10 protein-coding genes and 1 riboswitch are annotated in these 11410 nt (G+C 75.2%); of the genes, 2 read left to right on the forward strand and 8 right to left on the reverse strand.

The window, feature by feature from the left end:
* From C5508_RS17515 to C5508_RS17525, 3 genes are all read right to left on the reverse strand, one after another.
* A partial coding sequence (locus C5508_RS17515) for a DUF222 domain-containing protein (RefSeq protein ID WP_113684662.1) occupies positions 1-729 on the reverse strand: 729 nt, incomplete at its 3' end.
* A 97-nt stretch (positions 730-826) separates the two neighbouring features.
* Positions 827-1981, reverse strand: a complete 1155-nt coding sequence (locus C5508_RS17520; protein ID WP_104526215.1) for a nitrite/sulfite reductase — start codon at positions 1979-1981, stop codon at positions 827-829.
* 56 nt (positions 1982-2037) lie between these two features.
* Complete coding sequence (locus tag C5508_RS17525; RefSeq protein WP_104526216.1) at positions 2038-2364, reverse strand: PIG-L deacetylase family protein; 327 nt, start codon at positions 2362-2364, stop codon at positions 2038-2040.
* A 121-nt stretch (positions 2365-2485) separates the two neighbouring features.
* A riboswitch (cobalamin riboswitch) is annotated at positions 2486-2561 on the forward strand.
* 54 nt (positions 2562-2615) lie between these two features.
* Between C5508_RS17525 and cobN the strand changes: the two genes are divergently transcribed.
* Positions 2616-6236 (forward strand): cobaltochelatase subunit CobN, encoded by a 3621-nt coding sequence (gene cobN / locus C5508_RS17530; protein ID WP_104526217.1) that lies wholly within the window; start codon positions 2616-2618, stop codon positions 6234-6236.
* A gap of 49 nt (positions 6237-6285) precedes the next feature.
* Entirely contained in the window at positions 6286-6747 is a 462-nt protein-coding gene (locus C5508_RS17535) for an SRPBCC family protein (protein ID WP_104526218.1), read from the forward strand.
* A gap of 148 nt (positions 6748-6895) precedes the next feature.
* On the opposite strand, the gene C5508_RS17540 is transcribed toward C5508_RS17535, so the two are convergent.
* The 5 genes from C5508_RS17540 to C5508_RS17560 are packed head-to-tail and all read right to left on the reverse strand — an operon-like array spanning position 6896 to position 11379.
* Positions 6896-8104 carry an MFS transporter gene (locus tag C5508_RS17540; protein ID WP_104526219.1) on the reverse strand — a complete coding sequence of 403 codons (1209 nt, stop codon included), beginning with the start codon at positions 8102-8104 and terminating at the stop codon, positions 6896-6898.
* Positions 8105-8157: 53 nt separating this feature from the next.
* Complete coding sequence (egtD, locus tag C5508_RS17545) at positions 8158-9135, reverse strand: L-histidine N(alpha)-methyltransferase (RefSeq protein WP_104526220.1); 978 nt, start codon at positions 9133-9135, stop codon at positions 8158-8160.
* Positions 9132-9836: an ergothioneine biosynthesis protein EgtC gene (gene egtC / locus C5508_RS17550; RefSeq protein ID WP_104526221.1), complete on the reverse strand. Its 705-nt coding sequence runs from the start codon at positions 9834-9836 to the stop codon at positions 9132-9134. Before egtC ends, egtD begins: the two co-directional genes overlap by 4 nt.
* 2 nt (positions 9837-9838) lie before the next feature.
* A complete protein-coding gene (egtB, locus tag C5508_RS17555; protein ID WP_104526222.1) occupies positions 9839-11146 on the reverse strand; it encodes an ergothioneine biosynthesis protein EgtB in 1308 nt (435 codons plus the stop codon).
* Positions 11143-11379, reverse strand: a complete 237-nt coding sequence (locus C5508_RS17560; RefSeq protein WP_104526223.1) for a hypothetical protein — start codon at positions 11377-11379, stop codon at positions 11143-11145. Before C5508_RS17560 ends, egtB begins: the two co-directional genes overlap by 4 nt.
* Between the last annotated feature and the right edge of the window lie 31 nt (positions 11380-11410).

Genomic DNA, 11410 nt, shown 5'->3' on the forward strand with positions numbered 1-11410 from the left:
GCACAGCTGGACGAGGGCGTCAGCGGACTGCTGGGCGCGGGTGCGCATGTCACCGGCGGGACGCGAGGCCTGCACGATCGACTCGATCGCGGCCTGGAACTTCTCCCCACCGACCGCGTCGAGTTCGAACCGGCCGGTCAACGAACCATCCGCGTGCTTGGCCAGGGTCAGCGACCGCTGCTCGGTCGGGTCGGGCTCGGCGCCGTCGGGGTCCAGCCGGTCGAGGTAGTGGCTCACCGCTCTCCGCAGCTCCGCGTGCGGCCGGGAGGCAGCGACCTCGGCGAACACGGCGTCGATGCCGGCCAGGTCGACGTCGTGTTCCTCCGCCGCGGCCACGTTCGCCGGCGATGCGACCGGCGCCACGGCGGCGACCGCTTCAGCCGACACGGTGCCCGCCGCGAACGCTGACGCGAGGGCAGGCAGCTGCTCCAGGGCACGACCATTGCGCACCACCCGGCCCGCCTCAGCGGCCGACAGCCGGGCATGGCCGCGCAGCCAGGCGGTCATCGACGCCTTGCCGTCGAAATCGGCCGCGCCGGCCAGCTCGCACTGCCGCACCGTGCGCGTCACCTCGGCCGCCAGCCGGTTGGACAGCGCCAGCAGGTCACCCAGGCGCTCCAGGAGCGCCGGCCCGAACAGCCCATCGATCCGCTCGGCGGAGAGCCCGCTCAGGTCGGCGGAGAACCCGCCCGGGGCTGGCTCCACCACCGCTGGACCAGTCGAACGCATGTGCGAATACTAGCCGAACCGACTGACGATCGCAGGGCGAATCCCCAGGTCAACGGCTCGTCCACAGGTTCCGGCGAGGCCTTGACCGCACCTGAGGTCAGGCGGTCCCGACGCGGTAGCCCGACCCGGTGGCCACGACGTCCACCACGTCGCCACCCGGGCGGCCGCAGCGTCGTTCGCAGCCGGCCCAGTGCTGGCGTGCGCCGTCGACCGGCAGCGTTCCGGCGATGACGGCGGCGGTCGCGTCGGCCCGGACGTCGGCGAGGGACTTCGCGCAGCCGGGCAGCCCGGCGCATGCCGTCAGCCGGGTCCACGGGCTTCCCGGGTCCAGCACCAGCCCGGCCTCCACCAGCCGCGGCGCCGTCGCGTCGTCCGCCTGGTCGGGCACCACGACGCCGCGCCACGGGGTCAGCTGCACCTCGGCGGCGACCGCGACGAGCAGGCCCACCTGCGGTTCGGTGAGCCGTCCCAGCGGGACCACCGCAGCCAGCGCCGTGCGACCGTCGTCCTGGCGGATCGCACCCACCGGCCGGACCCGCGGCTGGGTCGGAACCTCCACGAGCGCCGCGGCGGCCGTCCCGAGTCGCGCGCCCACCCGGGCCGGACCGTCGGTCAGCTCGGCCAGCCGCCAGGCGGTGCCGCCCTGCGCCGCACGCTCCTCGAGGAACGCCCGGGTGGCCGCCAGCGCGAGCGGCACCGCCTCGGCCGGCTCCGCGCGCAGCCCGCTGTCGGTCCCGGCCAGCGTCAGCGCGACGTCCCGAGGCCCGAGGGCCAGCAGGCCGACGTCCCCGCCGAGCGCGGCCACGTCACCCCGGCCGTCGTCGAAGGTGGCCAGGAACCGGCCGGGCAGCTCGGCCAGCGAGGGATCCGCGCAGAACCGCGCATCGAAGTCCCGGACCCAGTTCCGCGCGTCCACCGCGCCACCTGAGCGGCCGGTCAGCACGCTGGCCAGCAGGTTGCGCGCCGTCTCGTGGGTCGCGCTCGGCAGCAGCCCCGCCGACGCCAGGCGTTCGCCGAGCTCACCCTCCGCGCCCGCCTGGATCCCGCGCAGCTGCACGTTCCCGCGGCTGGTCAGCTCCAGGGCGCCGTCGCCCAGGTCGAGGGCGGCCGCGCCGAGCACCCGCAGCTGCGCCGCGGTGAGCAGGCCGCCGGGCACACGCACGCGTGCCAGCCGCCCGTCGGCCGCGGCATGCGTCTGCAGTGCTCCGGGGCAGGCGTCGACACGGAGGCGGGCCGGGGCCGGAAGGGACATCGCGGGCCAGGCTAGTGCGCGGGACGAGCCTCCCCCGGCTCCGTCCCGACGACGGCTCAGGCAGGAGCGGGCGCGGAGCCGTCCGGACCGGCCGTCGCGGCCATCACCTCGAGGGCGATCGGTTTGATGTCGTCGACACCGACGGTCCTGCCGGCGGCCACCTGCTCGCGGGTGCGCATCTCTCGGGTGGCGTCGGGTGGAAAGGCGTCCATGCCCGCCTCGCCGCGGGTCAGCAGCAGGTAGGCCACCTCCACACCGGCCGCCGTCCACGCCGCCACCGCCGACGACGTGCCGTACTCCACGTCGTCGGGATGGGCGACCACGCACAGCACGCGGCGGAAGGCGTCGGCGGGCAACGGCGGGACCAGCGACGACGCGGCCATGGCGGCAGGTCAGGACGGGTGAGGCTCCGGTGGCGCTGCATTTCCCACGCGGGGCACCATGACCGACGTGCGGGCCGATGCGTGGCGCCCGGTAGCGTTCGGGCCTCCACGGCAGTGCAGCGAGGAAGCCGGTGCGATTCCGGTGCGGTCCCGCCACTGTGAGCCCTGCCCCTCGGGGCGGGGCGAGCCAGACACTCCGGCTGCCGTACCCATCGATTCGGGGCGCGGACCCCGAGGGAGGCGGCGCCGCCGTGTTCACCCTGCTCTCCACCAGCGACACCGACCTCCTCTCCGCCCGCGCCTGCGGCGCCGACTGGCGACTGGGCAACCCGGCCCGGCTGGACGACGCGGGGATCGCGGCGCTGGCCGAGGGGAGCGACCTCGTCGTCGTCCGGATCCTGGGCGTCCGCCGCCAGTACGAGCAGCTGCTCGCGCCGCTCCTGGCCGGCCCCGCGCCGGTCGTCGTCCTCGGTGGTGAGCAGCTGCCGGACGCGGAGCTGATGGAGCTGTCCACCGTCCCGATGGGCGTGGCCACCGAGGCGCACGGCTACCTGGCGCAGGGCGGGCCGGACAACCTCGTCCAGCTGCACCGCTTCCTGTCCGACACCGTGCTGCTCACCGGCGAGGGCTTCGAGCCGCCGTCGGTGGCGCCGGACTGGGGCGTGCTGGACCGCGAGCCGCGCACGACCAGCGGCCCGACGGTCGCCGTCCTCTACTACCGGGCCCACCACCTGGCCGGGAACACCGGCTTCGTCGAGGCGCTGTGCGCCGCGATCGAGGACGCCGGCGGGCAGGCGCTGCCGGTCTTCACCTCCTCGCTGCGCTCCGTGTCCGACGAGCTGCTGGCCACGCTGAGCACCGCCGACGCCCTGGTCGTCACCGTGCTGGCGGCCGGCGGCTCCCGCCCGGCCACGGCCTCGGCCGGCGGGGACGACGGCGCGTGGGACGTCGGCGCGCTCGCCGCCCTCGACGTGCCCGTGATCCAGGGGCTGTGCCTGACCCGCTCCCGCGCCGACTGGCTGGCCGACGACGACGGGCTCTCCCCGCTGGACGTCGGCAACCAGGTCGCCATCCCGGAGTTCGACGGCCGGCTGATCAGCGTACCGTTCTCGTTCAAGGAGACCGACGAGGACGGGCTGACCTCCTACGTGCCCGATCCGGAACGGGCCGCCCGGGTGGCCGGCACCGCCGTCGCGCACGCCCGGCTGCGGCACACCCCGCCCGCCGAGCGGCGCATCGTGGTCATGCTCAGCGCGTACCCGACCAAGCACGCCCGCATCGGCAACGCGGTCGGCCTGGACACCCCCGCGTCGGTGGTCCGGTTGCTGGCCGCTCTGCAGGGCGCCGGGTACGACATCGGCCCGTTCGACGGTCCCGACGCGCTGCCCGGCGTCGCCGACCTGGACGGCGACGCCCTGGTGCACGCCCTCATCGCCGCGGGCGGGCAGGACGAGAACTGGCTGACCGAGGAGCAGCTGTCGGGTAACCCGGTGCGCATCGCTGCCTCCGACTACCGGCGCTTCTTCGACACCCTCCCGGCCGACCTGCGCGAGGCCATGACCGAGCACTGGGGCGAGGCGCCCGGAACGCTGTTCGTGGACGGCTCGGGCCCGGACCAGGCGATCGTCTTCGCGGCGCTGCGCGCCGGCAACGTCGTCGTGATGGTGCAGCCGCCCCGAGGCTTCGGCGAGAACCCGATCGCGATCTACCACGACCCCGACCTGCCGCCGTCCCACCACTACCTGGCCGCCTACCTGTGGCTCCGGGAGACCTTCGGCGCGCACGCGATGGTGCACGTCGGCAAGCACGGCAACCTGGAGTGGCTGCCGGGCAAGACCGTGGGGCTGTCGGCCTCCTGCGGCCCGGACGCCGCCATCGGCGACCTGCCGCTGATCTACCCGTTCCTGGTCAACGACCCGGGCGAGGGCAGCCAGGCCAAGCGGCGGGCGCACGCGACCCTGATCGACCACATGGTGCCGCCGATGGCCCGCGCCGACTCCTACGGCGACATCGCCCGGCTCGAGCAGCTGCTCGACGAGCACGCGAACGTGGCGGCGATGGACCCGGCGAAGCTCCCGGCCGTCCGGGCGCAGATCTGGACCCTGCTGCAGGCCGCGAAGCTGGACTCCGACCTGGGGCTCAACGAGCGCCCGGAGGACGACCACTTCGACGAGATGATCCTGCACGTCGACGGGTGGCTCTGCGAGATCAAGGACTCCCAGATCCGCGACGGCCTGCACGTGCTCGGATCCCCGCCCAGCGGCCAGGACCGGATCGACCTGGTGCTGGCGATGCTGCGCGCCCGCCAGATCTGGGGCGGCGCGGTCGCCCTGCCGGGACTGCGCGAGGCCCTGGGCCTGACCGAGGACGGCACGGCCGGGCTCAAGGCCACCGACGAGGTCGAGGCGCGGGCCGAGGCGCTGGTCGCCGGCATGGAGGCGCGCGGCTGGGCGGCGAGCGCCGTCGCCGACGTGGTCGGCGCGGTGCTCGGCACCATGGACGACGACGTGGCCGCCGTCCTGCGGTTCGCCGTCGACGAGGTCGTGCCCCGGCTGGCCCGCACCACCGACGAGATGGACGCCACGCTGCACGCGCTGGAGGGCGGCTACGTGCCGGCGGGCCCCTCGGGCTCACCCCTGCGCGGACTGGTCAACGTGTTGCCGACCGGCCGCAACTTCTACTCGGTCGACCCGCGCGCCGTGCCCTCGCGGCTGGCGTGGGAGACCGGCCAGGCGATGGCCGAGTCGCTGGTCGAGCGGTACCGCACCGACACCGGGGAGTACCCGCGCTCGGTGGGTCTCTCGGTCTGGGGCACCTCGGCGATGCGGACCTCGGGTGACGACGTCGCCGAGGTGCTGGCGCTGCTCGGCATCCGGCCGGTGTGGGACGACGCCTCCCGCCGGGTGACCTCGCTGGAGGCGATCGACCTCGAGGAGCTGGGCCGCCCGCGGATCGACGTCACCGTGCGGATCAGCGGCTTCTTCCGGGACGCCTTCCCGCACGTGGTCACCATGCTCGACGACGCCGTGACCCTGGTGGCCGGTCTGGACGAGCCGGCCGAGCTGAACTTCGTGCGCGCCCACGTCGACGCCGACGTCGCACAGCACGGGGACCGGCGCCGGGCCACCACCCGGGTCTTCGGCTCCAAGCCCGGGGCCTACGGCGCCGGCCTCCTGTCGCTCATCGACAGCCGGAACTGGCGCGGCGACGCCGACCTCGCCGAGGTCTACGCCGTGTGGGGCGGGTACGCCTACGGCCGCGACCTCGACGGGGTGGAGGCCCGTCCGGACATGGAGTCCGCCTACCGCCGGATCGCGGTGGCGGCCAAGAACGTCGACACCCGCGAGCACGACATCGCCGACTCCGACGACTACTTCCAGTACCACGGCGGCATGGTCGCCACGGTCCGCGCGCTGACCGGCAGCTCCCCGAAGGCCTACATCGGCGACTCCACCCGCCCCGAGCAGGTGCGCACCCGGTCGCTGACCGAGGAGACCGCGCGCGTCTTCCGCGCCCGCGTGGTGAACCCGAAGTGGCTGGCGGCCATGCGCCGGCACGGTTACAAGGGCGCCTTCGAGCTGGCCGCGACGGTCGACTACCTGTTCGGCTACGACGCCACGACCGGCGTCGTCGCCGACTGGATGTACGAGAAGCTGGCGCAGACCTACGTCCTGGACCCCGAGAACCGCGAGTTCATGGAGCGGTCCAACCCGTGGGCGCTGCACGGTATCGCCGAGCGGCTGCTGGAGGCGGTGGACCGGAAGATGTGGGAGTCGCCGGACCCGCAGGTCCTCGCCGACCTGCAGCAGGCATACCTGGAGACCGAGGGGGATCTGGAGGGCGGGGAGTCCCCGGCGCAGGTCCGCGGCTGAGGGGTCGGAGCCCGGCCTGGCTCCGTCGTCCTGCTGTCAGACTGGGCCGGTGCGCGAACTCCGTCACTCCGGCTCGGTCACCGTCGGCGCGTCCCCGGAGGCGCTCTACGACCTGGTCTCCGACGTGACGCGCACCGGCGAGTGGAGCCCGGTCTGCGAGGCCTGCTGGTGGGACCAGGGGGCGTCCGGCCGGGTGGGCGACTGGTTCACCGGACGCAACGTCACCCCGGCGCGCACGTGGGAGACCCGCTCGCGCGTGGTGGTCGCGGACCGCGGACGGGAGTTCGCCTGGGAGGTCGGGAAGTCCTCCGTCCGCTGGGGGTTCACCCTCGCCGCTGTCGACGTCGGCACGGAGCTCACCGAGCAGTGGGAGTTCCTCCCGGCCGGGCAGGCGTTCTTCGTCGAGCGCTACGGGGAGGCGGCCGACGAGCAGATCGCCGACCGCACCCGCGACGCGCACCTGGGCATCCCGGTGACCCTGGCAGCCATCGAGCGGATCGCCGAGGGCTGAACCGCCGGCCTCGTGGCCCTCGCCGGTGCACCCGCCGGCCCAGGGCCGGGCGCGCTCCCCGGTGGAGGTCGCGGCGATCCCCGCCGGTCGACGACGCCGAGCACCGTTCCGGGGAGCGCCCGGCGACGGAGGAGGTCGCCGGCGGACCTTATCCGGCGGCTGCGCCGCGGACCGCCCGGCCGGTCAGCACGCCGGAGACGGCCACGGTCACCAGGCCGGCGGCGACCACGGTGAGCAGGCCGACGCGCAGCCCGGCGGCGTCCGCGATCACCCCGACCAGCGGTGGGGAGGCCAGCAGGCCGACGCGCAGCAGCCAGTTGATCAGCGAGAGGCCGGCTCCCGGAGGGAGCCCGGGGAGCCGGTCGGCCGCGGCGTAGGCGGCCGGCACCACTGTCGCGGCGCCCAGCCCGGCGACCGCGAACCCGGCCAGGGTCCCGGGAACCGACGGGAAGGCCAGTGCCAGCCCCATCCCGGCCGCGATCAGCACTCCACCCACGCGGGTCACCGCGCGCTGGCCGAACCGGTCGACGACGCGGTCACCGGTCAGCCGGCCCACGGTCATCGTCGTCTGCAGCGCCACCAGCCCCAGTCCGGCGACGGCCGCGCCGGCACCCAGGTCCTCGCGCAGGTAGATGGCGCTCCAGGAGGCGCCGGCGTCCTCGACGAAGACCCCGGCGGCCGCGAGCAGGCCGAGGGCGGCCAGCAGGAGGGCGGCGCGCGAGAGCGGGGCACCGGCGGCCCCGGTCGTCGTCTCCTCGTCGGCTGCCCGGTCGTCCGCGTCCGCGCCGGGCAGCATCGCCCGGGCGGCGACCAGTGCCACGACCGCGAAGGAGGCGCCGACGGCCCCCAGGTGCACCGGCAGGGGGACAGCGAGCCCCGCCGCAGCCGAGCCGATCAGGGCCCCGGAGACCGCGCCGATGCTCCAGAGGCCGTGGAAGGCGTTGAAGATCGACCGGTCGTAGCGGCGCTGCACCCGCAGGCCGTGGGCGTTCTGCGCGACGTCGACCAGCGCGTCGATCGCGCCGGCCAGCAACAGGACGCCGGCCAGCGCGAGCCACGACGGCGCCAGTGCGACCGCGCTGATCACACCGGCCAGCACCACCAGGCCGTAGGCGGCCACGCGTCCGGACCCCAGCCGCCGGATCAGCGGCGGGGACCAGAGCGCGGCGAGCAGGGCCCCGACCGGGGCGGCGGCGAGCGCGGTGCCCAGGGCGGCGTTGCTCAGGTCGAGCGCGCCCTTGATCTCCGGCAGCCTGGGCAGGACGTTGGTGAAGAGGACGGCGTTGACGAAGAACCAGGTGCCGACGGCGGCACGGGCGGCCCGCGGCGGGGCCGCGACCGGAGGAGCGGACGGCACGCCCCCGATCCTGTCAGGCCCCTTGCGGTCCGGCTCGGCCCGTGCCCGGGGGCTCAGCCCGCCGCGGCCGGCCGGGACAGCGAGACGCCGAAGTCGCCGTCCGGATCGGTCCACCAGTGGGTGAGTTCCAGCCCGGCCGCGGCCAGCTCCGCCTCGACCGTCTCGCGACGGAACTTGGCCGACACCTCGGTGCGCATCTCCTCACCGGCGGCGAAGGGGACCTCGAGGTCCAGTGCGGCCACCCGCACCCGCTGGTCGATCCGCGAGCGCAGCCGCATCTCGATCCATTCGGAGCCGGCGTCCCAGACCGCCACGTGCTCGAAGGCGGCGGGGTCGAAGTCGGCGTCCAGCTCGCGGTTCAGCACGGCGAGGACGTTGCGGTTGAACTCGGCGGTGACGCCGGCCGCGTCGTCGTAGGCGCGGACCAGCCGGCCGGGGTCCTTGACCAGGTCGGTGCCCAGCAGGAACGAGTCGTCCGGACCGAGCGTCGCGGCCAGCTCCGTGAGGAACGCGGTCCGCGGCGCCGGCTCGAGGTTGCCGATCGTGGAACCCAGGAAGGCGACCATCCGGCGTCCCTCGCGCGGCAGGGTGCCCAGGTGCCGGGTGAAGTCCCCGATCACCGCGGCGATCTCGACGCCCGGGAACTCGGCGCTCACCGACGTCCCGGCGGCCCGCAGCACCGAGCCGTCCACGTCGACGGGCACGAACCGGCGCAGGGTTCCGGCGTCGCGCAGGGCGCTGAGCAGGAGGCGGGTCTTCTCCGAGGTGCCGCTGCCCAGCTCGACCAGGACGTCCGCGCCGGACGCCACCGCGATGTCCCCGGCCCGGGCCTCCAGGACCGCGCGCTCGGCCCGGGTCGGGTAGTACTCGGGCAGCCGGGTGATCTGGTCGAACAGCAGGCTGCCGCGCTCGTCGTAGAACCAGCGGGGCGGCAGGGACTTGGGCGTGGCGGTCAGCCCGTTGAGGGCGTCCGAACGCAGCGCCGCGTCGGCGTCGCCGGGGGAGAGGTGGCTGGTCAGGGTGAGCGTCACGCGGGGTCCTGTCGGTCGAGGGGGGTGACGGCGACGCCGTCGGCCGTCACCACCACGAGGGAGCGGTCGGGGACGTCGGTCCAGGCGGGGTCGTCGTTCCACGGTTCGCTGGCCAGCGCCGTGCCCTCCGTGGTCACGAGCACCGAGAGCGTGTCGCCCCACGTCGTCGCCACGAGCCGGGCGCCGTCGGCGGCGAGCAGGTTGAGCCGGGCCGCCGGGTCGCGTCGTCCGACCTCCAGGACGACGTCGCCCATCGCGTCCAGCCCGCGGTCGAACACCAGTGCCGCCAGGAGCGCGCTGTCGACGGTGGACTCGGCGTCGCGCACCGGCGGCAGCACCGCGCGGTCCACCCGGCCGTTGTGCGACAGCAGGACCCGCCCGTCGGTGAAGGGGGCCGCGGCGCTCTCCTCCAGCGGCATGCCGACGGTGGCCGACCGGACGGCGGCGACCACGCAGCCGGAGGAGAGCACCGGCGCCACCGAGGCGAAGCTCGGCTCGGCCCACAGCGGCCGTGCCGAACGCCAGCGCGCGGGCTCGGGACGGCCGGGTGCCCAGAAGCCGACGCCCCAGCCGTCGGCGTTGATCGTGCCGTGGCGCTGCCGCCGCGGCGCCCAGGACTGCACCAGCAACGAGGACGGCGGTTCCAGCACCAGCTCGGCCAGGGTGCGCGGCCGGCCGAGCCAGGCGAGGTGGCGGCACACGGTCAGCGGGCCCCGGGGGCGTCGTCCCAGGCCAGCCGGATGCCGCTGAAGATCTGCCGGCGGATCGGGTGGTCCCAGTTGCGGAAGCTCGGCCGGATGACCGACGGCGCCACCGACCAGGCCCCACCGCGCAGCACCCGGTAGTCGCCGCCGAAGAACGGCGCGGAGTAGTCGGCGTAGAGCATCGGGCGGAAGCCCGGCCACGGCCGGAACGGCGACGACGTCCATTCCCAGACGTCGCCGAGCAGCTGCTCGGCCCCGTACGCCGACGCCCCCTGCGGGTAGGCGCCCACCGGGGCCGGGCGCAGCGCGGCCCCGCCCAGGTTGGCCAGCTCGTGCGTGGGCTCCGCCGATCCCCACGGGTAGCGACGCCGGCGTCCGGTCGCCGGGTCCCAGGCAGCGGCCTTCTCCCACTCCACCTCGGTCGGCAGCCGGGCGCCGGCCCACGCCGCGTAGGCCTCGGCCTCGAAGAAGGTCACGTGCTGCACCGGCTCGTCGGGCGGGAGGTCCTCCTCGACGCCGAACCGGACGCGGGTGCCGTCGGGCCCCCAGAACTCCGGTCGCTCCAGGCCCGCGGCGCACCGGTGCTGCCAGCCGCGGTCCGACCACCACCGCGGCGTCCGGTAGCCACCGTCGGTCACGAAGGAGGCGAACTCCGCGTTCGTCACCGGCACCCGCCCGATGTGGAAGGCCGGGACGTCGACCCAGTGGGCGGGCCGCTCGTTGTCCAGCGAGAACGGTTCGGCGGCGGGGTCCACGCCGAGGAGGAACGGGCCGCCCGGCACCGCGACGGAGCTGCCCGCGACGCCGGGCCGACCGGCGGGCAGTGGGGTCCCCGGGCCCAGCAACGCCGCGCCGGGACGCAGGGCGAGGGCCTGGAGCATCGTCTCGTCGTGCTGCTGCTCGTGGCTGACCACCATCGCGAAGTCGAACGGGTCGTCGTCCGGGCCCAGGCGCTCCAGCCGGTCGAGCACCCGGCCGCGGACCTCGCGGCAGAACGCCCGGGCCTCCACGGGTGGGAGCAGGGGAAGGCGCGCCCGCCCGGCCCGCGGATGGGTGAAGGCGTCGTAGAGCGCCTCGACGTCGGGTGGCAGCAGACCCTCCCGCCGGCCGTCGCCGGCACGCAGGAGCCAGAGGTCCTCCTGCTGCCCGATGTGCGCCAGGTCCCAGACCAGCGGGCTGAGCAGCGGAGTGTGCTGGGCCAGCAGGACCGGGTCGTCGTGGTCGGTCAGCAGCAGGGTGCGCCCGCGGGCGCTCTCCAGGTCGCGGGCGAGGCGTTCCCGCAGCGCGGGCGACGTCGGGGACGTCATGGGGGTCCTCCCGGGTCGTCGGTGGCGGCGCGGAGCACGGCGAGCGGATCGGGGCTGCCCGCGCGCCGGAGCACGGCGTCGCCGGGGCTCTCCCCACGCACCACCAGCTCCAGCAGGAGGCCCACCTCGGCGCGCAGGGCGGGCGGGGCGGCGTCGTGGGCGGCGGTCAGGCAGCCGACGGCCGCGGTGCGGAGGGCGGGGTCGGGCCGGCCGAGGAGTGAGTCGGACCTCAAAAGGTCGACGTCTAGTAACATCTAGCGTGCG

Source organism: Blastococcus atacamensis (genome assembly GCF_002938425.1).
Lineage (GTDB): Bacteria > Actinomycetota > Actinomycetes > Mycobacteriales > Geodermatophilaceae > Blastococcus > Blastococcus atacamensis.